General features: G+C 41.7%; 22 protein-coding genes and 1 riboswitch. Of the genes, 18 read left to right on the forward strand and 4 right to left on the reverse strand.

Annotated features, from left to right (window positions below; translation table 11 throughout):
- Positions 1-98: 98 nt before the first annotated feature.
- Complete coding sequence (locus IJI01_RS08135; protein WP_292188506.1) at positions 99-977, forward strand: CPBP family intramembrane glutamic endopeptidase; 879 nt, start codon at positions 99-101, stop codon at positions 975-977.
- A gap of 28 nt (positions 978-1,005) precedes the next feature.
- Positions 1,006-1,887, forward strand: a complete 882-nt coding sequence (locus IJI01_RS08140; protein WP_292188509.1) for an alpha/beta hydrolase — start codon at positions 1,006-1,008, stop codon at positions 1,885-1,887.
- Here the strand turns inward: IJI01_RS08140 and IJI01_RS08145 are convergent.
- Entirely contained in the window at positions 1,846-2,112 is a 267-nt protein-coding gene (locus IJI01_RS08145) for a Fur family transcriptional regulator (protein WP_292188511.1), read from the reverse strand. The two genes, IJI01_RS08140 and IJI01_RS08145, sit on opposite strands and share 42 nt — an antisense overlap.
- Before the next feature lie 211 nt (positions 2,113-2,323).
- Between IJI01_RS08145 and IJI01_RS08150 the strand changes: the two genes are divergently transcribed.
- From IJI01_RS08150 to IJI01_RS08185, 8 genes are all read left to right on the forward strand, one after another.
- Positions 2,324-3,031 carry an ABC transporter ATP-binding protein gene (locus IJI01_RS08150; RefSeq protein ID WP_292188513.1) on the forward strand — a complete coding sequence of 236 codons (708 nt, stop codon included), beginning with the start codon at positions 2,324-2,326 and terminating at the stop codon, positions 3,029-3,031.
- 11 nt (positions 3,032-3,042) lie between these two features.
- Complete coding sequence (locus IJI01_RS08155) at positions 3,043-5,736, forward strand: ABC transporter permease (RefSeq protein WP_292188515.1); 2,694 nt, start codon at positions 3,043-3,045, stop codon at positions 5,734-5,736.
- Positions 5,737-6,069: 333 nt separating this feature from the next.
- A complete protein-coding gene (argS, locus tag IJI01_RS08160; protein WP_292188518.1) occupies positions 6,070-7,830 on the forward strand; it encodes an arginine--tRNA ligase in 1,761 nt (586 codons plus the stop codon).
- A 96-nt stretch (positions 7,831-7,926) separates the two neighbouring features.
- Positions 7,927-10,095 (forward strand): SNF2-related protein, encoded by a 2,169-nt coding sequence (locus IJI01_RS08165; RefSeq protein WP_292188521.1) that lies wholly within the window; start codon positions 7,927-7,929, stop codon positions 10,093-10,095.
- Positions 10,096-10,110: 15 nt separating this feature from the next.
- Positions 10,111-10,905 (forward strand): hypothetical protein, encoded by a 795-nt coding sequence (locus IJI01_RS08170; protein ID WP_292188524.1) that lies wholly within the window; start codon positions 10,111-10,113, stop codon positions 10,903-10,905.
- A gap of 30 nt (positions 10,906-10,935) precedes the next feature.
- Positions 10,936-11,676, forward strand: coding sequence for a class I SAM-dependent methyltransferase (locus tag IJI01_RS08175; RefSeq protein ID WP_292188526.1), 741 nt, complete (start codon positions 10,936-10,938; stop codon positions 11,674-11,676).
- 23 nt (positions 11,677-11,699) lie between these two features.
- Complete coding sequence (locus IJI01_RS08180; protein WP_292188529.1) at positions 11,700-12,239, forward strand: DUF402 domain-containing protein; 540 nt, start codon at positions 11,700-11,702, stop codon at positions 12,237-12,239.
- 63 nt (positions 12,240-12,302) lie between these two features.
- Entirely contained in the window at positions 12,303-13,088 is a 786-nt protein-coding gene (locus IJI01_RS08185; RefSeq protein WP_292188532.1) for a class I SAM-dependent methyltransferase, read from the forward strand.
- 72 nt (positions 13,089-13,160) lie between these two features.
- Here the strand turns inward: IJI01_RS08185 and IJI01_RS08190 are convergent, their stop codons facing one another.
- The 3 genes from IJI01_RS08190 to IJI01_RS08200 form a co-directional block, all read right to left on the reverse strand.
- Entirely contained in the window at positions 13,161-13,553 is a 393-nt protein-coding gene (locus IJI01_RS08190; RefSeq protein WP_292188534.1) for a pyridoxamine 5'-phosphate oxidase family protein, read from the reverse strand.
- A 32-nt stretch (positions 13,554-13,585) separates the two neighbouring features.
- Positions 13,586-15,007: an amidophosphoribosyltransferase gene (locus IJI01_RS08195; RefSeq protein ID WP_292188537.1), complete on the reverse strand. Its 1,422-nt coding sequence runs from the start codon at positions 15,005-15,007 to the stop codon at positions 13,586-13,588.
- A 199-nt stretch (positions 15,008-15,206) separates the two neighbouring features.
- Complete coding sequence (locus tag IJI01_RS08200; protein ID WP_292188540.1) at positions 15,207-15,749, reverse strand: QueT transporter family protein; 543 nt, start codon at positions 15,747-15,749, stop codon at positions 15,207-15,209.
- Between the two features lie 155 nt (positions 15,750-15,904).
- Here IJI01_RS08200 and IJI01_RS08205 point away from each other — a divergent pair, with 155 nt between their 5' ends.
- The 8 genes from IJI01_RS08205 (at position 15,905) to IJI01_RS08240 (ending at position 23,030) form a co-directional block, all read left to right on the forward strand.
- Positions 15,905-16,246: a hypothetical protein gene (locus IJI01_RS08205; RefSeq protein ID WP_292188545.1), complete on the forward strand. Its 342-nt coding sequence runs from the start codon at positions 15,905-15,907 to the stop codon at positions 16,244-16,246.
- Between the two features lie 58 nt (positions 16,247-16,304).
- A riboswitch (TPP riboswitch) is annotated at positions 16,305-16,409 on the forward strand.
- Between the two features lie 99 nt (positions 16,410-16,508).
- The gene (gene thiW, locus IJI01_RS08210) at positions 16,509-17,045 is read left to right on the forward strand and encodes an energy coupling factor transporter S component ThiW (protein WP_292188548.1); all 537 of its coding nucleotides are present in this window, start codon (positions 16,509-16,511) and stop codon (positions 17,043-17,045) included.
- Positions 17,046-17,930, forward strand: a complete 885-nt coding sequence (locus IJI01_RS08215) for a hydroxyethylthiazole kinase (protein ID WP_292188551.1) — start codon at positions 17,046-17,048, stop codon at positions 17,928-17,930.
- On the forward strand, positions 17,875-18,510 hold the full coding sequence (gene thiE, locus IJI01_RS08220) for a thiamine phosphate synthase (RefSeq protein WP_330623105.1): 636 nt from the start codon (positions 17,875-17,877) through the stop codon (positions 18,508-18,510). The genes IJI01_RS08215 and thiE overlap by 56 nt, the downstream gene beginning before the upstream one ends.
- An 11-nt stretch (positions 18,511-18,521) precedes the next feature.
- Positions 18,522-19,382: a bifunctional hydroxymethylpyrimidine kinase/phosphomethylpyrimidine kinase gene (gene thiD, locus IJI01_RS08225; protein ID WP_292188555.1), complete on the forward strand. Its 861-nt coding sequence runs from the start codon at positions 18,522-18,524 to the stop codon at positions 19,380-19,382.
- A 35-nt stretch (positions 19,383-19,417) separates the two neighbouring features.
- Positions 19,418-20,722 carry a phosphomethylpyrimidine synthase ThiC gene (thiC, locus tag IJI01_RS08230; protein WP_292188558.1) on the forward strand — a complete coding sequence of 435 codons (1,305 nt, stop codon included), beginning with the start codon at positions 19,418-19,420 and terminating at the stop codon, positions 20,720-20,722.
- Between the two features lie 125 nt (positions 20,723-20,847).
- Positions 20,848-21,036, forward strand: coding sequence for a hypothetical protein (locus IJI01_RS08235; RefSeq protein ID WP_292188561.1), 189 nt, complete (start codon positions 20,848-20,850; stop codon positions 21,034-21,036).
- A gap of 92 nt (positions 21,037-21,128) precedes the next feature.
- A complete protein-coding gene (locus tag IJI01_RS08240; RefSeq protein WP_292188563.1) occupies positions 21,129-23,030 on the forward strand; it encodes an asparagine synthetase B family protein in 1,902 nt (633 codons plus the stop codon).
- Positions 23,031-23,075: the final 45 nt, after the last annotated feature.

The following is a 23,075-nucleotide window of genomic DNA, read 5'->3' on the forward strand; positions in this document are numbered from 1 at the left end:
ATTGCTTATCATTGTTTGTAACTTATTAACCAATTGCACATAGGGCTTAAATACTGGTTCTTTTGTGCAAAATATATAAGAAAGTATAGAGAGAAACTATGAAAAAAGAAAAGAAAGTAATCAAACATCGTATCCTGGACCGTAACACAGTATTGGGGATGGTCCTTCTCACGGCACTGTCATATCTCATGGTGTCAATTGTCATTGGCTTTGTTGTTGGCGGAATAGTAGGAATAACTGTAAGGCTACTTAATATACCTGGCAGTGAAACTATTTTATATGTTGCGTACGCTGCAGCTGCATTTCTCATGCTGGCGATTCACAAGAGATGGTTCTATCCGGAATTTGAGAGCAATATCAGAACAGACAATCTTGGCAGATGGCTGTTGAACGGATTAGGCATCCTTTTGGCTATCATTGTTCCAGACATTATCATCATGCTGGTGACCAAGGGCAATTATGCAGCTCCAACACTTACAACCCTGCATACTTCACTGATGGCTGGTGTAACTGAGGAAATTATATTCAGGGCAGTTCCTGTTTCCTATGGAATGAGACAGATCAAAGAGTCCAAAAAGATTCCAATGATTCTTGTTACCTCTACTTTGATCTTTGCGCTGTTCCATGCAACCAATATTTTTGCAGGAGCTAATGCACAGGCTACTCTCATACAGGTATTCTCAACATTTGGCGCAGGTGCTGTAATGTGCGCACTGTTTCTTAGAAGTGGAAGCATTCTTCCATCTATGATGCTTCATTTCCTGTATGATGTGTACGCGCTTATGAATGCTGATTCAGTAAGCGAGAGCGGAATTATGGCAGAAGCGCTTGGAACAAGAGATATTGTTTGTAATATTGTTGTTTTTGCAGTTGAAATAGGACTAGTTTTATTCCTGCTTCGTAAATCTGTTTTGGAAGATGTTATGACTCTTTGGAATAAGAAGTGGAATAAGGCTGAGAATAATGAGCAAATCTAAATATCCATTAGACCAAGAATTAAAATGCATGGAAGGGCAGCAGCTCTTTCCATGCATTTATGTATATCCACTGGTGAATCTTTTTATAGGCAGAACCACCTGTAGATCAGATGATAAGGTAGTTGTAAAAGAGTATGAGACTCCTGGCTATGATAATTATATGTTAAAAACACTTATACTCGAGCCAAGAGATACTGATGGAATTCTGCCTTGCATAGTCTTTTTCCATGGCGGCGGAATAATGCTAAAAGCTGTCGAGGCACACTACCAGTTTGCAAAATGGTATGTTGAAAAGACAAGGTGTAAGGCTGTAATTACTGATTACAGGCTGATGCCAAGGTATAGATATCCCTATGCGACAATGGATTGCTATAGAACCTACGAATGGGTTATAGATCATGCTGATGAACTTCAGATAAATAAGAACAGAATCATCTTTACTGGAGATAGCGCAGGTGCTACGCTTTCTGCAGCTGTTTCGTTTATGGCTAGAGATAATAATTTGACTATGCCGATAGGCGTTCTAATGTCTTATCCTGCGCTTGATAGGCGGATGAACACAGAATCTATGAAAAGATATACCGATACACCTGTACTTAATTCTAAACTTGCAGGAATGTATTGGAATGAATATCTTCGAAATGCTACTCCAACGAGGCCTGAATACGCATCACCTTTGGAAGCAGATTCTTTTGATAAATTCCCAAGTACGTACATAGAAGTTGCAGAGTTTGACTGCCTTCATGATGATGGAGTTCTTTTTGCAGAAAAGCTAAAGAGTGCAAACATTCCTGTTGAACTAAACGAAGTTCCAGGTGCATGCCATGGCTTTGAGGTTGTGCTTGATAGCAGAATAGTTCATGAGGCGTTAGATAGAAGAGTAAGCTGGATTAACAGACTTATTTTGTAGTGCTATCATGTCGACATGCTTGAGGATGCCAATATCCTCGAGCAGTCTGATCATCCTATAAACAGTAGCAGAACCGACGGTGTCATCCTTGGCAACTACCTTGTGGTAGATCTCTTTGCAGGATGCGCCGTCGCTATTTAGGATGATGTCTATTATAAGTTTTCTTTGTTTAGTAATTCTAAATCCCTTGTCTTTTAAAATTGAAATAACATATTCGTTACTCATGATGCCCTCTCATTTTTTTATTGGTTAGCTATTGCTAACGAAATTATAGCGTAATATAATCTTGTTAGCAATAGATAACTAGTAAAATGTCATAAATGAAAAATAGATAACATTATTTTGCTAGATTGTGCATGTACTAATTATACTAATACTAGTTATAATTGATTCAGATACAGACAAAGTGCTTATTTGAATCGGATGAGGAGTTTTTATGGGAAAAGAGTGTCTTGAAATCAAAGATCTAAAAAAGAGTTTTGGAACTGGTGAAGCCAGACAGGATGTTCTGCGCGGAATGAACTTCACGGTAGAAAAAGGCGAGTTCTGCGTTCTTCTTGGTCCTTCCGGTTCCGGAAAATCTACGCTTCTTAATATCATAGGCGGAATCGATACGCCTGATGATGGCTTTGTTAGTATCAATGGCGATAAACTTGAAGAGATGAGTGAAAAAGAGCTTACGATGTATCGCCGCAAGCACCTGGGCTACGTTTTCCAGATGTATAATCTTATTCCGAATCTCAATGTCAAAGAGAATATCGAGGTCGGAGCCTATCTTTCTGATAATCCTCTTGATGTAGAGGAAGTCATCACAACCCTCGGTCTTCAGGATCACAAGTACAAATACCCCAATCAATTATCAGGTGGACAGCAGCAGAGAGTATCTATAGGAAGAGCTGTAGTCAAAAATCCCGACATTCTTTTGTGCGACGAGCCTACAGGAGCTCTTGATTATAAGACGTCTAAAGAGATCCTGGCTCTGATAGAAGATTGCAATAAGAAGTACGGAAACACCGTTATCATGGTTACTCACAACGAAGCTATCAAGAACATGGCAGACCATGTAATTAAGCTTAGAGACGGCGTTGTACGTCACAACGACATGAATGAAAACAAGATTCCTGCTTCTGATCTTGAGTGGTAAGGGGGTGTACTATGAGAAATCCTCTTATCAAAAGAATCCCCAGAGAACTTAAAACGGATTGGCATAAATATCTTGTTATCATAATCTTCATGGTTGTCATGATCAGCGTTATTTCAGGTATGTATGTTGGCCACGATAGTATGCTGTCAGCTGTATATTCCGGAAGAGAAGAACTTAATCTTGAAGATGGGAGCTTTGAACTATCCAAGAAAGCTTCACCAGAACTGATTGAAAATATAAGTACTGGCGAGAAAGCAGATGTCAGAGCTTATTACATAGAAAAGGGCAATAAAGAAGCTGATAAAAAGGTTGCTGAAGCAATAGAAGAAAAGTTAAATGAGCAGGTAACGCAGGCTATAGAAGACGGCGTACGCGCTCAGTGTGCTGCTTATGGAATAACTGATGAAGATATGATCAAGCAGCAGATTGATGCAGCTATGGAAGCTTCATTTGACGATGCAATTAAGGAAGCAAAAGACTCTGATGATTATAAGAAAGCTGTAGAGGATGCCTATAACCAAGCACATGATGAAGTAATTAAGAAGGTTGACGAAGAGTGGGATGAGGTTGCAGACAGATACAATTTAAATGATGCAGATTTCGTTCCTGCACCCGTTACAATATATGAGCATTTCTACAGAGAAGAAGCAGAAGATAACAACAATGACGGAATAGAAGATGCCACAATTAGAATCTATAAGAGCGATTCCGAGATAGACAAAGCCTCTTTTAACGAGGGACGAGCTCCTGTTAGTGACAATGAGATAGCAATCGACAGAATGCATGCTGATAATGTAGGAGTTAAGATTGGCGATACTATCACTGTTGGCGGAAAAGAATTTGAAGTGGTAGGTCTTTTATCATATGTTAACTACTTAACTCTCCATGAATCCAATACTGACCTTATGTTTGATGCCTTTGGTTTTGATGTGGCCATGGTAACGCCTGAGGCTTTTACAAAACTCACATCAAGAATTCACTATAGCTATGCCTTCATATATGTAGACAACCCTGAGACCAAGATTGAAAAGGCTGATGCTTCAGAGAATTTCCTTAAGTCACTCATTACCCAGACACTTGTTCAGGACAACGAAATCAAGGACTACCTTCCTGAATATCTCAGACAGGCCAGCAATTTCGCTGTATCGGATATTGAAGGAGACTCAGTAGGAGCCAGCATTTTGTGCTATATCCTGATTGGAGTAATAGCATTTATCTTTGCGATCATCATCAGTAATACCATCGATAAGGAAGCTTCTGTCATAGGAACGCTACGAGCTTCCGGCTATAGCAGGACAGAGCTTGTTATTCACTATATGTCCATGCCAGTAATAGTGACGATCATCGGAGCAGTAATAGGTAACATTCTGGGATATACAGCTTTTAAAAATCTTGCTGTTTACATGTATTACAACAGCTATAGCCTTCCAACCTGTCAGGCAGTATGGAGTAACGCGGCTCTTGTTAAGACTACGATAATACCGCTTATGCTGATGTTCTTTATCAATTTATTTGTAATAGTCAGGAAATTGCAGCTTAGTCCCTTGAAGTTCCTTCGTCATGACCTTGTTAAGACTAAAAGAACCAAGGCGAGAAGACTTCCAAGGTGGTCATTTATACGTAGATTCAGACTTCGAATTCTTTTCCAGAATATGCCTAATTATCTGATTCTGATATTCGGAGTAATCTTAGTTGAGCTTATGCTGTGCTTTGCCTTCGGACTTCCTGATTCTCTTGATCATTATGCGAAAGAAGCTCCGAACATGATGTTTGCGCAGTACCAGTACATGCTCATGGACTATCAGGATGAAGACGGTGAAATCATAGATACTTCTGAAGAAACAGCAGAACGCTTCAATATGACTGAGCTTCTTTATCCCAAGAAGAAGTCTACTTTCCGCGAGGGAATGGGAAGTGGCGGAGATGAGAGTGTTACAGTCTATGGAATCAAAAATGGTAGTGAATATATCACATTGGACAAAGAAACGAATAATGGCGGAGCATATATTTCTACAGCCTTTGCCAAAAAGTTTGGTCTGTCGGAAGGTGATACCATTCCTCTAAATGCTGAATACGAGAATAAATCCTATGAGTTTAGTGTAACAGGCATTATAGATTATGACGGAGGAATCGCAGTATTTCTTGATTCTGACAGTTTCAAGGATATCTTTGATGTAGCTGATGATGAATTCTCCGGATATTTTTCCAGAAATGAGATCACTGATATAGATGAGCAGTACATAGCTACAGTTATAACTTCTGAGGACATAACCAAAGTTACTACGCAGCTCATGCATTCTTTTGGAATGTTTGTGGACGTATTTAAATACGCACTCATTGTCCTTGCAGCATCGCTTATCTATCTTCTGGCCAAAATCATCATTGAGAGAAATGAGCATTCAATCTCCATGGTCAAGATTCTTGGTTTTATGAACGGAGAGATTGGATCACTTTACATTGTTCCAACAGCCATAGTGGTTGTGCTGTTTTCAATCATCAGCTTTGGCGCAGGGTACTATCTTATGATCTGGATTTTCCATGCCTTCATGCTACAGATGGATGGATATTTCGGGTTCTACATGAGCGTTTCGTCTATGATTCTCTCGATACTGTATCTGCTCATTGGCTACAGCTTCGTTTCACTTATGGATTATCTCAGGATCAAGAGAATACCGCTTGATGTGGCGCTTAAAAATATAGAATGATAATAGTAATTGACATACATTTATTGTCGCTTTATTATAACTATCAATACTAGTCGTCACGAGGCGGACACTATTCAGGAAAAGAGATATGATACCAGTTAACATGTTTAACAACAGCATCAGACGCAGACAGAGAAGACATAAGTTCTTGTAACTAATGCAGATAAGTCGCATGGTTGCAAGAACGTATGTCTTGTTGCCGTGCGGTTGCTGTTAATAGGTATATGCAGAACCGTAATGGATTTAGAATACTAAATCTCTTGCGGTTCTTTTTTTATCCAAAATTAAGTTCAAGTTTTGGAAATTACAAAAATATATTTAAGGAGAGTAGAAATGAAACAAGCAGTAAGTAAAGTAATCGCAGACGTAGTAGGAATCACAGACCTTCAAAAGATCCAGGAAGTATTAGAGACACCGCCTGACAGCAAAATGGGAGATCTGGCGATTCCATGTTTTTCTTTTGCCAAGGTACTTCGCAAGAACCCGGCTATCATAGCAGCTGAGGTAAAAGAGAAACTTGATAGCCACAAGGAGGAGCTTGGAATCAGTCATATTGAGGTGATAGGTGGTTATTGCAATCTATTCTATGACCGCTCAGCTTATGTGCAGAAGGTATTAGATACCTTCAAAAAGGATAACCTCGGAGTAGAGCAGATTGGTACAGGAAAGACAATCTGCATTGACTATTCATCTCCCAATATAGCCAAGAATTTCCATGTGGGACACCTTCGTACAACAGTCATAGGAAATTCTCTGTACAAGATCTATGACAAGCTTGGCTATAAGGTGGTTCGAATCAATCACCTAGGAGATTGGGGAACTCAGTTTGGTAAGCTCATTGTTGCCTACAAGAAATGGAGCAGCAAGGAAGCTGTGGAAGAGAAGGGAATTCAGGAGCTTCTAGATATTTACGTTAAGTTCAATTCAGAAAAAGACGAGCATCCTGAACTAATGGATGAAGCACGTAACTGGTTCGTTAAGATGGAAGCAGGAGATGAAGAAGCTCTGGCAATCTGGGAGTGGTTTAAGGATATCAGCATGGTGGAATTTGAGCGGGTTTATAATATGCTGGGAATAAGCTTTGACTCATATACAGGAGAGAGCTTCTACCGCGAGAAAGTACCAGCACTTGCCGAACAGCTCAAGGAAAAGAAACTTCTCATCGAGAGTCAGGGAGCTAATGTAATAGACCTTTCTGAATACGACATGCCACCATGTATGATCACCAAGAAGGATGGAAGTTCAATCTATCACTCTCGCGATATTGCAGCAGTTCTCTATCGTAAGGAGAAGTACAAATTCGATAAGTGCCTTTATGTCACAGGACTTGAGCAGACACTTCATTTCAAACAGGTATTCAAGGCTATAGAGCTTATGGGCTATGACTATTATCAGAACCTTGTCCATGTCCCTTATGGCCTTGTAAGTCTTGAGGGAGAAAAGTTATCAACTCGTACAGGAAACATCATCTACGCCGAGGATATCCTAAAAGAGGCTACAAGTCGTGCCCTTGAACTGATAGAGGAAAAGAATCCATCCCTTGCTGATAAAGAAACAGTAGCAGCGCAGGTAGGAATAGGAGCAGTTATTTTCCATGACCTGTTCAACCAGCGAATCAAGAACATAGACTTTTCCTGGAAGGAAGTTCTTAGCTTTGATGGAACAACAGGACCATACGTGCAGTACACCAACGCCCGGGCAGGAAGTATCCTCCGCAAGGCAGGAGTACCAACAGAGGAACCAAGCACAGTACAGACAAGTGAAGTTAAGTCAATCTCAGAACAGCCAGTTACCAGTAAGATTCATGCAGATTGTACAACCCTCACAGACGATGTAACCTTCGAACTTATCAAGACACTTGAAGGCTATGAGAAGGCAATCACCACTGCGGCAGAGCGTTATGAACCCTCCATTATCGCCCGCTATCTCATCAATGTCAGCACAGCCTTTAACAAGCTCTACCAGGAGTGTAAGATTCTGAAAGAAGAAAACGAGAACATCAAGAACTCACGCCTCTATCTTATAAGTGTCGTACAGAAGATTATCATAGAGGGCTGTAGCCTTTTAGGACTTTCCTGTCCAGAAGAAATGTAAAGAAAAAATGCCAAAAACCTTTTGTTGCGGCCACTTTGCTTGTGTAGTAGGATAAAACTTGAGCATTTTTATTGTGTGAAAAGATGAGACCTTTTTATGAACAAGCCAAATTTTAAAGATGTCAAAAAACTCATAAAAGTCATTAATGACACAAACGATGCATTTAAAGGCTTTTATAGCGATAGAGTCATACAGGAAAACAACGTTAAGCATTATTGCAATGTGATAGCCGGTGACGAGGCCAAGAAGGAGCTTAAAAGCTACTCCGTAGAAGAACTCAAAAATGCCAAGGCGGGGATAAGAGTTCAGGCTCTTATGGATGCAGGATACAATACGCTTTTTGATATAGCAAGCGCAACAGACTATGATCTTCAGGCAGTAGAAGGCGTTGGTGAAAAGCAGACACAGGCCATCAGAAACGTCGTTACTGAGTTTGCCAACAGCCTCTCATCAAGGGTAGCAGTCAGAATAGATACAGAAGGTGACCCGGATAAAAGAGAAAGAAGCATAGATCTCATTACAGCCATGGCAAACCTTATAAATAGCGACGCTGTCAGAAACAGAGCAAAAGAAGCTTCTGACAATCTTGATGCATTTGATACTACTATTGCAAATAGTGGAATTATCAAAAATAGCGTTCACTGGATTTTTTCTTCTAGCACATCCAAGCAGGCTACTGTAAAGATGTCTGAAGATATTTATGATTTCTGTAACAGTACTTTCTTTGAAAGGCTCATGGGCTTTATCAATGAATACCAGGAAGCTTCCCACACATCAGGAGAAACTGCGCTTACGGCCTTTAACAGAAATAGTGCTGATTTTTACGCTCTTTTAGAGAACCTTGGAAATGTTACGGGTAACAGACCTTTCTTATATGACAGCATTCCTTTGCAGCTAGCAGAAGAGATAAATGAAACAAAGCTTGATCTTAGTATGTTTTCGGGAATGCTCAGAGCCTATCAGACCTTTGGAGCCAAATATATCCTTCATCAAAGGAAGGTTCTTCTGGGTGATGAGATGGGGCTTGGTAAGACAATACAGGCTATTGCTGCCATGTCACATATACAGGCTACTGAGAATAAAAAGAACTATTATCTTATAGTATGCCCTGCAAGTGTTCTCATTAACTGGGCGAGAGAACTCAAGAAATTTAGCAGGATAGAGGCCTTTATAGTACATGGTCAAACTGCTGATGATGCACTTGAGAGATGGCAGGAACGCGGCGGCGCAGCCATAACCAATTATGAGACCATGGGCAAGATTGTAAATAAGATCGACAACCACATGCATCTGTCCATGCTGGTGATCGATGAAGCTCATTACATGAAGAATCCTGATGCCAAAAGAACTATGTACATCAGAAGGCTTGATAATGAATCTGAACGTATCCTTTTGATGACAGGAACGCCTCTTGAAAACAGAGTTGAAGAGATGTGCAACCTTATAGATTTTTTACGTCCTGACATGACCAAAGAGATAAGGTCACTTGCGCATATAAGTCATCTTCCTGAGTTTAAAGAAAAGCTTGCTCCTGTATATATCAGAAGGACGAGAGAGCAGGTTCTTACTGAGCTTCCACCGATAAATGAAGAACAGGAATGGTGTAGCTTGACAGACATAGACAGAGCATGCTACTCATCGGCTGTTGCTGGGGGAAACTTTTCAGATATGCGTAGAGTATCCTTCCTTCAGGATGACCTCACCCAATCTTCAAAGTGCATAAGGCTTTTGGAGCTCCTGGAACAGGCATCTGATGAAGGCAGAAAGGTCATTATATATTCTTTCTTCAGAGATACTATCGCTAAAGTAAGCAGCCTTCTTGGGGATAGATGTGTTGGCGTAATAAGCGGAGATACTAACATCAGCTCCAGACAGCTCATCGTTGATAAGTTTACTGAGGCCAGAGATGGAAGCGTGCTTGTCAGCCAGATAATAGCTGGTGGCATTGGCCTTAACATACAGGCAGCCAGTATTGTTATATTCTGCGAGCCTCAGATTAAGCCATCTCTTGAGAGCCAGGCGCTCTCTCGTGTTTACAGAATGGGACAGGTTAGAAACGTCCTTGTATATCACCTTCTTTGCCCGGATACGATAGACGAAGAGATGATGCAGATTCTGGAAGAGAAGCAGATTGAATTCGACAACTTTGCTGACGAATCCGTTGTTGCCGGAGCTTATGACAACATCATGGATAAGGAATGGATCAGCAAAGCCATAGAAAAAGAAAAACAAAAGTACGGACTTGTACTTTATGAAAAGAACTAAAAAGGATTTTTAAATATGAAAAACAACATTTTAAATGCATTAGCTCTTATTGCATCATATCTGGTACTATTTTTTCTTCCAAGAGAGCTTAATGTCACATCCTACGTGATACTTGGTATATCAATCTTTTTGTTTATAGTAGGATATTGCAGACTTAATAATATCTTTTACGATCTTACCAAACTGATTGGCTACGCAGCGACCAATTCTCTTAGCGTTATTATTGGTATCTCAGGCATGATCTTTGGAACTGTATATCTTTATAGCAGATCCATGAACGGAAAGAGCATGGTGATCTTTTTCCTTCTGATGATGGAAGGCCTTGTGATCATGGGAACATCAGCTGGTGAGACCTTTAGTCTTAAAATAGACAGATCCTTATCAGTAATCGTCAGGATCGTTGCTCTGGCTCTTTTCATAAGTGGAGCTATCTATGTTTGCACAGATATCGTAAGCAAGGTTGGAACCTTCGTCCTGGTTGGTATTCAGAGTGCGCTCCTATGGATAATGGGCAGTAGTATGACTCACAGAGAGCGTATTAGCGGGCTCAAGACTCCAATAGCAGAGCTATACAACAAACTTGCCAGGAAGGATACTCCACTAGGACTTCCCAAGCTCAGCGACTTTGGTAAGTACAAGGAGTGTCTTGTATATGGTCCTGATGATAAGGGAATCATCGTTTGTGGATATTATAAATTTGGTCAGTTCTTCATATCTCTGGAGTCTCAGGATAATAGAGATATTAAATTTGAGGATGCGGGAGTCCTCGATAAATATGAGGAAATGTTTAAGGATTTAGCTACAAAATAATAACCTGGTTGGGAATAAAGGGAGGGTAACATGGCACAGCAGAATATTTTTGACAACGAGGTCTTTTTTGACGGCTACAAGAAGCTCAGAGACCAGGAAGTAAATGCCAATATTTTATTTGAGATTCCAGCGCTTTCATCGCTTCTTCCTGATCTTGAGGGCAAAGAGATACTGGACCTTGGATGCGGTTTTGGGGAACACTGCGTCGATTATGTTAAAAGAGGCGCCAAAAGAGTAGTAGGCATCGATCTTTCTGAGAAGATGCTGGAGGTTGCACGTAAGGAAAATGCTGATCCTAAGATTGAGTATTTAAGGCTTCCAATTGAGGAGCTTGATAAGGTATCAGGCACCTTTGATGTGGTTATCAGCTCGCTTGCATTCCACTATGTAGAGGACTATGCAGGCGTAGTTAAGAAAATCTATGAGAAGATGAATGCGGGCGCAGTATTCGTCTTTTCCCAGGAACATCCATTTACAACAACCTACAGTAACAAGCTTCCCAGATGGACAAGGGATGAGAATGGTAAAAAGATATACATCAACCTTGCAGATTACGGCGTAGAGGGCGAGAGAACATCTACCTGGTTTGTAGATAATTTCATTGTTTATCACAGAATGTTCTCTACTATTGTCAACGAGCTTGCACAGAATGGCTTTGTTATCGAGAAGATGATCGAGCCAACTCCTGACGAGGAGCTTCTTGCCAAATACCCTGAGTATTACGACTTGTTCCACAAGCCTGATTTCCTTCTGGTAAGAGCTAGAAAATAATTAGGCATATGGAGGAATAAGTTTTGGTAGAAATTAAGAAGAAAAACCTGGACAGGCGTGAGTGGTACACAGATAATGACAGGGATTTTACATGCAGATATCACAAGGATGATTTCTTTGATGGAGGAATTGGTCTTGTGACCTTTACTGGAATAGCAGCACCTGACGAAGTGGATTCACCAAGCGGAAGGCTCTGCATAGCTGATAAGGGGTATCAGTGGCTTGAGCTTGCACCTAAGGGCGGCAATTATGTAATAACATCCATGTTCCACGATGATAAGATATTCCAGCACTACGTAGATATTACCCTTAGAAATGAAATAGCTGATAACGGAGATGCGGTTTTCTACGACCTTCTCCTTGACGTTGTTATAGCAGAGGATGGAACTCCTGCGGTGATCGACACAGAAGAGCTTGAGGAAGCCCTTGCGACAGGTGTTATAACTCAGGAAGACTACGACCTTGCAAGGAAAACTGCACAAGACGTTGCGGATTATTTTACAGGCAACAAGCAGCTGATAGAAGAAAAACTGTTTGAATACAGGAAGCTTTTGATTCGCTGATTATAATTGCTAAATGCATTTATATAATATTCAAGAAATTTACTGGAAAAGGACGGGCATAACATGAATATTGGTAGTTCAAATGACGCAGCTGCAGTAAAAGAGCAGTACGCAAACTCAAAGGGGCTCAGCACGAGAATCTCATTCCATGAGCTGTATTCCACTAACAAACAGGGCTATGGCAACTGGATAGTATCTAATTACGAGATTCCAGAGGGCGCAAGAGTTCTTGAGATTGGCTGTGGCACAGGTGTTTCATGGCTTGGTCATGAGAATCTTATTGATAAATGCGAGAAATTTTACTTCACTGATTTTTCTGAGGGCATGCTTGAGACAATTAAGGGCAACCTTGGAGAAAGAGCTAATGTAGAGTATATGCAGGCAGACATCCAGAACCTGCCTTTTGACGATAAGTCTTTTGACATAGTAATTGCAAATGCGATGCTGTACCACGTTCCTGATCTTGCCAAGGGTATCAGTGAGGTTAGAAGAGTCCTTAGAGATGGCGGAACCTTCTACTGCTCAACCTACGGAGAGAGCGGCTTTACAGAGGAGCTTGCAAACTGGTTCAAGCTTGAGGGCGACGACTTTAAGCCTAACCACAACTTTACTATGGATAACGGAGCTGAGCATCTGGGAAAAGAGTTTACAGAGGTTACAGCACTTAGATACAAGGATTCCTTCCACATCACTAACATTGATGACCTTGCAGGCTATATAGTAAGCCTTGCTTCACTTCATGGAATTGGAACACTCCCTAAGGAAAAGATATATGAAGTCCTTAGAGCTCACGAAGAGAACGGAGTTATCGATCTTCCTAAGGATTATGGAATGTTTGTTGTAAAGTAAATAAATTATCTGAATATCACTATCACAGTAAGTGTGATAGTGATATTCTATATTGTTATATAACTAATATGCTCAGAATGTCTCAACTTCAGGCTCGTGTGTAAAAGAACTGAAGGTAGCAGTAGCATTCTTGAGATAGAATACCTCTGTGTTGCCATCATCAGCCTTGTACATGTTCTGAAGTGATGGATATGCATCAAGCATTGACTGGCGAGCTTCAAGTCTGTCATCCTCTACGAGCTCTGCTGCAACTCTGAGCCATTCACCGTTCATGAATGCGCAGATCTCAGCCTTTGGATTAGCGTGAAGCTGCTTAGATACATCTTTTACCTTACCTGTCTGAATGTAGAGCTTACCCTCAAAGATGTGAGCAGTTCCAAAAGGTCTTACTCTTGGCTGATCTCCATCAACAGTAGCAAGATAGTAGGTTCCTGCGTCTTTTAAAAACTTAGCGACTCTTTCCATTGTGATACCTCCATAGAATATATTAGTGTTGATTACTCTTTACCACTCCAGCAGTAGGTGCACAGTTTACATGGCTCAAGAGGAATTGCCTCTATCATGTCATCAAGTCTGTGGTAGTGGAGTGATGTAAAGTTAAGATCCTTTCTGATTTCTTCCAGCATAGCATCGTACTCTGGAGAATCAGGATCTGTATACTTTCTGACTGTAGCTTCGTCTGGTGAAGGATAGCCCTCGAGCTTCTCAATCACACGTCTTGTGATGAGCTCCATCTCTGAGTTGGAACGAGAGAAGTTGAGGTACTTACAGCCATAGATAAGAGGAGGGCATGCAGGTCTGATGTGTACTTCGCTTGCACCGCTCTTATAAAGGAACTCTGTAGTCTCACGAAGCTGTGTTCCTCTTACGATAGAGTCATCGATGAGAAGAAGGCTCTTGTTCTTGATGAGCTGGTTAACTGGAATCAGCTTCATCTTGGCGATAAGATCACGTCTGGACTGAACAGTAGGCATGAATGACCTTGGCCAGGTTGGTGTGTATTTAACAAATGGTCTTGAATATGGGATTCCTGAAGTGTTGGAATAGCCGATAGCGTGGGCTACACCGGAATCTGGAACGCCAGCAACAAGATCAGGGTGGATGCCTCTTTGTATATCTCTCTGAGCAAGCTTGCCACCACAGGCATATCTGATATTCTCAACGTTAAGTCCTTCGTAGGTAGAAGCTGGGAATCCGTAGTAGATCCACAGGAAGGTACAGATACGCATTTCTGAAAAACCTGGAGCTACAATTTCTACTGACTCAGGAGTGATAAATGCTATTTCGCCAGGCTCAAGCTCTTTGTAGGCTATGTATCCAAGATTTAAATATGAAAAGCTCTCAAAGCATACGCAGAAACCATCATCCTTTTGGCCTATCTGAACCGGAGTTCTGCCAAAGCGATCTCTTGCTGCATAAATGCCTTCTGGTGTCATGAGCAGAAGCGACATTGAGCCCTTTATAACTTCCTGTGCATAGCGAATACCTTCTACGAGAGTAGATTTCTGATTGATGATAGATGCAACCAGCTCGGTAGGGTTGATGTCTCCACCACTCATTTCAAGGAAATGTGAGTGATTATCCTTAAAGAGCTGATTAGTGATTTCTTCGATGTTGTTGATCTTGCCAACTGTGGTGATAGCGAATGTGCCGTGATGAGATCTGACGATAAGTGGCTGTGGTTCAAAGTCAGAGATACAGCCGATACCAAGATGACCTTCCATCTTGAGCATATCGTCTTCAAATTTAGGTCTGAAATATGACCTCTCAATGTTGTGAATAGAACGATCGAACCCTTTCTCCTTGCTGTAGACAGCCATTCCGGCGCGTCGGGTTCCTAAATGTGAGTGATAGTCAGTTCCGTAGAACAGATCAAAAACTGCACTTTCACGAGATGCTACTCCAAAAAATCCTCCCATGGACTCCTCCTAAAGTATGTATTCATAGATGTGCAATTACTAAACACACAATAATCCGGGATAATTATTCAAGATTATTGTTTACGGGAAGTATCATACCACAGACAAAAGAAAAAATGTGAGAATTTTTAGTTTCCTTAAATCAAAAAAATTCCTGCTACCTCAGATTATTTCTAAAGCAGCAGGAATACGTTTTTAATTAGTCGTTAACGCGGAAAATAACGTCTTTTCTAGGCTCAAGAGCAAAGAGAAGGATCATTCCAAGAATGAAGCAGGAAATAACCTCTCCAGCACCAACTGTGAGCATGAATAATGGAAGTGTTCCCTCCATGTGATATACGTAGATAAGTACTGGTGGAACTACGATTACATTAGCTACGATTGGAGGAATAGGACATAACCATTTCTTAACCTTGGAGGTATTGTAAAAACCAGCATCAGAAGGCTTCTTGAAGCCATGAGCGATATAGTATGTTACAAGTGCTCCAACAAGTGTAGCAAGTGATCCGAAGATAGTATCAAGAAGCATGCAGCCTGTAAGTGTGTTGGCAACGACGCATCCAATGAATAATCCTGGGATAGCTGCTGGTGTGAAATAAGGCAGAATAGTAAGTGCCTCTGAGAAACGAACCTGAACTGCATAGTTAGCAAGACCAAGTGCATTTGCAAGTAGTGTAAGAACTACATAAAGAGCTGCGATAGCTGCAGCCTGAGTGATGAATAATACCTTTTTGTTACGCATTTTATTAAATTCTCCTTTAGTTTTGTTTTGTGTCAGGAAGGTCTCGAACTGACATTATAAATTTAGGAAATAAATATCATTTCCTGAGTGCAACTTTGCTATAATAACATTAGTCTATTTGTTTGTCTATAGATAATTTGTTTCGGGAGGACAGGATGGAAGATTTTATTAATACAGTTGTAGATATACTGATTGTTGGCGGAATTATCGCATTTGCAGTTGGAAGGAATAAGAAAAAGCTGAGCTCTACAGGAGCGCAGGCTCCTAAGCCTGTCAAATACGACACCTACAAGAAGGCTGGTAAATATGATACTTATAATAAGCCAGGCAAGCACGTGACTTACAATAAGAAGTCAATCTTTAATACTGCCGGTGCTCAGCCACATATCCATGAGACTGGCAAATACAGGTCAATGTCAGATGCATCCAAGCTTCCACCAGGATACATTCTGTTAAATGGCGAGCCTGTGAGAGTTGCAGATCTCGAGGGCAAATAAGATTTATCAAAAAAGTTATTGCGTTAAAGTACTAAAAGGTGTATAAAGGTTAAGACAACTAAACAGACGGGAGCTTGTATTACAGGCTGAGAGGAAGGTGCGACCTTCGACCGAGAACCTGATTTGGATAATGCCAACGTAGGGATGCCTGATAATAGGAGTATATTCGCGGAAGCAACCATGTCGGGGCTTCCGCTTTTTGTGCGCATATATAGAAGTGCGTAGCCAAAGTGAGCCCTCCGTCTGGGAAAAGAGGAAAAGTATGAAAAAAAGTAACTATTTACTGAGGATGGTGATGCTCGCGATGTTTGTTGCTCTGGGCGTTGTGATATCGCCGATCCTTCGAGTTGAGGGAATGTGTCCAATGGCACATCTTATCAACATCACCTGCGCCGTATTCATGGGGCCTGGCTACGCGCTTTTGTGCGCTGTGCTCATCGGTATCATCAGAATGATGATCATGGGAATTCCCCCACTTGCTCTTACTGGAGCAGTCTTTGGCGCCACATTGTCCGGTGTTTTCTACAAATTATCAAAAGGAAAGCTCATCGCTGCTGTTCTTGGTGAAGTCTTTGGAACAGGAATAATCGGAGCTATCGTTTCTTACCCTGTTATGACTTATCTGTGGGGCAAAGAAGGCCTTACCTGGTTTTTCTACGTTCCATCATTCATATGCGGAACGCTCATTGGGGGCTCTATTGCATACCTTCTTCTTAGAACCTTGAAGGCAGCAGGCGCTCTTTCCAAGATTCAGAATAGCCTTAGAGATATTGAATCTAAAGCTGATCAGGTGGCATAAATGGCAGATTTAATTCACTGTATCACCAATCCAATTTCAATGATGATGTGTGCAAATGCAGTGCTTTCTCTGGGTGCTAAGCCGATAATGGCTGAGCACCCTTTGGAGGTTAAAGAGATAACTAAGACAGCGCAAGCTCTGCTCCTGAATCTGGGTAATATCTCAGACAGCAGAATGGAGGCTATGAGCATTTCTTTTGACACTGCTATGGGAAAAGAAATCCCGATAGTACTGGACGCTGTTGGAGTAGCATGTTCTCAGCTTAGAAGGAAGTATGCACTTGGACTACTGGAGAGCTGGAATGAAGGAACTAAGTCCAGGGGCATTGATGAGACAAAAGAAGGTTCTGAGAAGGGCAAAGTTCTTGTTGTAAAAGGAAATTATTCTGAGATAGTTGCTCTGGTGGATGCTGACTATAGGGGAAAAGGCGTTGATGCACAAAGTGATCTTGATACTGCCCTTGTCACGCAAAAGGCCATGGAGCTTGCCAGAGAATGCAGAGTGATAGTCCTTGCAAGCGGCGCCAGAGACATCGTAACAGATGGCAGCAAGGTCTTTTACGTAGATAATGGTGATCCTATGCTGGGAACAATAACTGGTACTGGCTGTATGCTGGGAGCTATCTGCGCAAGATTTCTTGCATGGGCAGCTTCCGATGAGAATGAGAAGGATGAGAGCACCAGCGTGGATAAATATCTTATGGCAACCTGCAGAGCTGCTTCATTTATGGGGAGGGCAGGCGAAAGAGCTGCAGAAAATGGCATAGGTAGTGGTACTTTTTTAATAGCCTTATTGGATGCCATTTCAATACTTAACAAGGAGGATGAATGTGAAAAGAGAGGATTTACGCCTTTATCTTGTGACAGACAGCACGGGACTAGTTGAACAGGAATTTCTGGCTAAGATCGAAGCGGCCATAAAGGGCGGCGTAACGATAATTCAGATAAGGGAAAAAGACAAGTCTACCAGAGAGTACATTGAGCTTGCAGCAAAGGTTCATGAGATTACAAGAAAGTACAATGTTCCCCTTATTATAGATGATCGTATAGATGTAGCCATGGCCATAGATGCAGAGGGAGTGCACCTTGGGCAGTCTGATATGCCGGTAGATATAGCAAGGAGCATCCTTGGAACAGGCAAGATAATTGGAGCGACCACCAAGACTGTAGAGCAGGCTCTAGAAGCATACGAAAAGGGTGCTGATTATCTTGGAGTTGGAGCAATATATCCCACAACCACCAAGGTTAAAACAGTCCTAACATCAGTAGATACGCTAAAAGATATATGTAAGGCAGTGACTATTCCGGCTAATGCTATTGGAGGGCTTAATAAAGACAATATTGAGATCCTAAGGGGAGCACCAATTGCAGGAATATGCGTTGTATCTGCCATTATGAAGGCAGAGGATTCAGGTGAGGCTGCGTTGGAGCTTAGGAAGGCTGTAGATGAGCTAGTGCAGAGTTAAGGGAGATCAACATGAAACAGAAGACGGTACTGACAATAGCGGGAAGTGATAGCTCAGGGGGAGCTGGAATACAGGCAGACCTTAAGACCATGGAAGCTCATGGAGTATATGGTATGAGTGTCATCACGGCACTCACTGCTCAGAACACCATGGGAATTACAGGAGTTATGCCAGTTGATAAGAGCTTTGTTCATAGACAGCTTGAAGCTGTGTGCGAAGATATAATGCCGGATGCTGTCAAAATTGGTATGCTTCCTGATAAAGAGGTAATGGAGGCTGTAGCCGAAACGATTGATAAATATAAGCTTAGAAATATTGTTCTTGACCCAGTACTCAGTTCAACCTCAGGTACAGAGCTTACAAGGTCAGAAGCCATGAAATATATGAGTGAGCAGCTCTTTTGCCGGTGCGATCTCATAACACCTAATATTCCGGAGGCAGAGAAGCTTCTTGCCTTAAAATCGGAGGAAAGCGATGGGACAGTAGGAAGCTCTGATCAGATTAACTCAAGAGATGAAATGGAAGAGTCAGCAATTGAATTATCATCCAGGTATAAATGCAGCGTACTGATAAAGGGCGGACATAGCTCTTTTGACAGGGAAGGAGTATCGTCGGATCTATTGTGCATTCGCGGTAATGAAGGTAATGGAGAGCAGCCAGAATATAAACTCATCTGGCTTGAGGGCAGCAGAATCGATAATCCAAACACTCATGGAACAGGGTGCACGTTATCAAGCGCCATAGCAGCTAACCAGGCAGGTGGCTACGATTTGGAAACATCAGTAAGAAGAGCCAAAGAATACATAGAAAAATGCATAAGTGCAGGACTTGATCTGGGGCAGGGACGAGGCCCTTTGTGTCATAGAGTTTAAAACAATAAGTATGGAAAAAGTGAAAGGGAAAGAAAATGAGTAATTACACAACACAGATGGATGCAGCAAGAAAAGGAATCATCACTCCTGAAATGGAGAAGGTTGCAAGAGATGAGTATAGAACTCCTGAGGAGATAAGAGACCTTGTAGCTAAGGGACAGGTTGCAATCTGCGCCAATAAGAATCATAAGTGTCTTGAAGCAAAGGGCGTAGGCTCTATGCTACGTACCAAGATAAATGTTAACCTCGGCGTATCAAGAGACTGCAAGGACTATAACATAGAGATGGAAAAGGTTATGGCAGCTGTAAACATGGGAGCAGATGCTATTATGGATCTGTCATCCCATGGAAATACACAGCCTTTTAGAAAAAAGCTGGTTGAAGAGTGCCCTGTTATGCTGGGAACAGTTCCAGTATATGACAGCGTAATTCATTATCAGAGAGACCTGGCAGAACTCACAGCCAAGGACTTTATTGACGTAGTAAGGCTTCATGCTCAGGATGGCGTTGACTTTGTGACTCTTCACTGCGGAATTACCAGAAAGACAATTGATCAGATCAAAAAGCATAAGAGAAAAATGAACATTGTATCCAGAGGTGGATCTCTTGTATTTGCATGGATGAGCATGACAGGGCAGGAGAATCCTTTTTATGAGTACTATGATGAGATTCTTGATATCTGTAGAGAGTATGATGTGACAATTTCCCTTGGCGATGCCTGCAGACCAGGTTGTCTTGCCGATGCCAGTGACGTATGTCAGATAGAGGAGCTTGTGCGCCTTGGTGAGCTTACCAAGAGAGCCTGGGAAAAGGATGTACAGGTAATGGTAGAGGGCCCTGGCCATATGCCAATGGATCAGATTGAGGCCAATATGAAGCTGCAGCAGACAATATGTATGGGAGCACCTTTCTATGTACTTGGACCTCTTGTAACTGATATTGCTCCAGGCTATGACCACATCACCTCTGCCATTGGAGGAGCTATTGCAGGGGCAGCAGGCGCTTCTTTCCTGTGTTATGTAACTCCTGCTGAGCATCTGGCTCTTCCTAACGTAGATGATGTTAAGCAGGGCATTATTGCTTCCAAGATCGCAGCCCACGCTGCTGACATAGCCAAGAAGATTCCTCATGCTATGGATATCGACAACCAGATGGCAGATGCCAGAAAGGAATTTGACTGGGATAAGCAGTGGGAGTGTGCAATTGACCCGGAAACAGCCAAGTCTATCAGAGCAGACAGGGCTCCTGAATTTGATGATACCTGCTCTATGTGTGGCAAGTTCTGTGCGGTGCGCAGCATGAACAAAGCCCTTGCAGGAGAGCATATTGATATCCTTTAAAACGATAGTTTATAAATAATTTATTGTTCTTGCTTTTTTGATAGATTAGTTGACCGTGTACCAATACCCTAATACCATTAATATATAAATAATCCAAAATTTATATATGGTAGGAGGGGACCAATATGAAACAATGGACTAGACCAGAAATCGCAATGCTTGAGATTGAGGCTACTGCAGATGGTAAGCTTCAGCATAAGTATGAAGGTATCGATGGAGTTGATGCTACTGGTGAGTATAACAAGTACATCAACAAGCATGGTACAGGAACTTTTACACCTGGAGAAACAGATCCAACAGAGCTTGATTCATAACTTCAGGAATAACTGTTCCATATTGAATCAGCTAAATAAGGCTTTGTTGATTGTATGATCGACAGAGCCTTTTTACATGAAATGAGGGGATTATGAGTAGCATATTTGGCTTTATGGGTAAAGTTCTCATAGAGGATGATCTTATAGATGCCATGCTTCCATGGAATAGATTTTATGGAGGAGATGGCGAGGGTACATACAAAAACGGAAATATTGCGCTAGGCTGCTGCGTACAGGAACTGTCAGACAAACACAGACAGGAGTATCCGATACTCCATGAAGGACACAGCTGCGCTGTCATAGATGCAGTTATTTACAATAGAGATGAGCTCCTTGGAAGATGCGATTGTGATTACGATGCTTCCGATGCCGAGCTCTTATTTAAACTTGTTATGCAGCTTGGCTTTTCATGCCTTGCAGAGGTTAATGGTGATTTTGCTGGAGCTGTTTATGATGAGAATAAAAAGAGTCTAACTCTATTTAGAGATCACATGGGAATAAGACCTCTGTTTTACTATGAAGACAGTAATACAGTAGCTTTTTCTACAGACCTTAGAGGCCTTTTTGCGCATCCGGATGTACGTGGCAAGGTAGATGATGAGTGGATATACAGGACTGTAGCAGGTTTTGATGCTGATACTCTGGATAACACTCCATATGAGAATGTGAAGTGTGTCACTCCGGCGCATTTCATAGAGATTTCTTTTGGCAAGAATAGTGTAGAGCATAAAGCCAGCAGATATTGGAAGCTTGGGCAAAAGAAAATAAAACTGTCCTCCAAAGAAGAGTATTGCGCAAGACTCAGAACACTTGTTGAGGATTCTGTTAGAAGAAGACTTGGAGCTGTATCCGGAATTGTGGGCGCAGAGCTATCAGGAGGCCTTGATTCAGGAGTTATTGACATTCTTATCAGCAGATTTGGGAGAGAGGCGGTTTTCTTTTCCTGGTCATTAGATCCCAATGAACTTGATATGGCAGAGGGGGATGAGAGAAAGGTCATTGCTGATATCTGCAAGCAGGAGAACATCACCTGCAACTATATGCATCTTGAATCTGACTGTACCGAAAAGGCTGCAAAGAGCATGGAAAGAGTTGGGCTCAGCATTCCAAATGATGGTTCGATGGATCTTCGTTTTGTACTTCCAGCAAGCTCCAATACGTATACACTTCTTCACGGTTCATTTTATGTCAGAGAACATGGGGCTAAAGTGATGTTTACAGGTCACGGAGGAGATGAGGGAATTAGCCACAGGAGCAGCTCCTATGAGATGTTCCACCACCATGAGTACTACCGCTACTTCAGGCACCTGTGGTCTGTGACAAGGAAGAAACACCGCGTAGTGAGGACTCTCAAAAAAGGCGTCAGAGGTATTGTGACGTCAAACAGGGAAAAGAAAAAAGAATATACTAACTGGTATGCTTCTCCGGAGCTTCTTAATATAGACTTTGCTTATGGGTACCTGGATAAAAAGCAAAGAAGCATGCAGTTTGACTATGATCCTGTTGCCTATATAGAAAATGGCGGAAGCCGTAACAGACTGGAAAATATGGCGCTTTTAGGTGCATACTGCGGCGTAAGATATATAGCCCCGTTTATGGACTTTCGGGTAATGGACTTTGCGGTATCTATTCCCAGATATCTTTATATTAACGGGGGGACCAAGCGATATATCTATAGAGAAGCCTTCAAGGATATTATGCCTAAATCGCTATATGAGTTAAATATCAAAGAGGTGACCAGCTTTAGCAATCTGAAAAATGAGGTTAAGGCAAACTGGTTTGAAGAATACACGAGGCGCAAAAGAGAAATCATTGATAGCCTTGATAGAGATTACTGGAAAAAGTATCTGGATTTTGCTGCGATAGATAAGCTCTATAGTAGTGGTGAACCTACGGACGAAGAGTATACCAAAGAAATGCGCTGGCTCAAGGCGTTGCTCAAATGTGCTCTTGCACAGAATGTAATTAACAGAGCAAAAATGGTTAATGTTTAGTTAAAAATAGCCTTCAGGATATGAATCATTTCATAACTCCTGAAG

The sequence above is a fragment of the Butyrivibrio sp. genome, assembly GCF_017433805.1.
Lineage (GTDB): Bacteria > Bacillota > Clostridia > Lachnospirales > Lachnospiraceae > Butyrivibrio.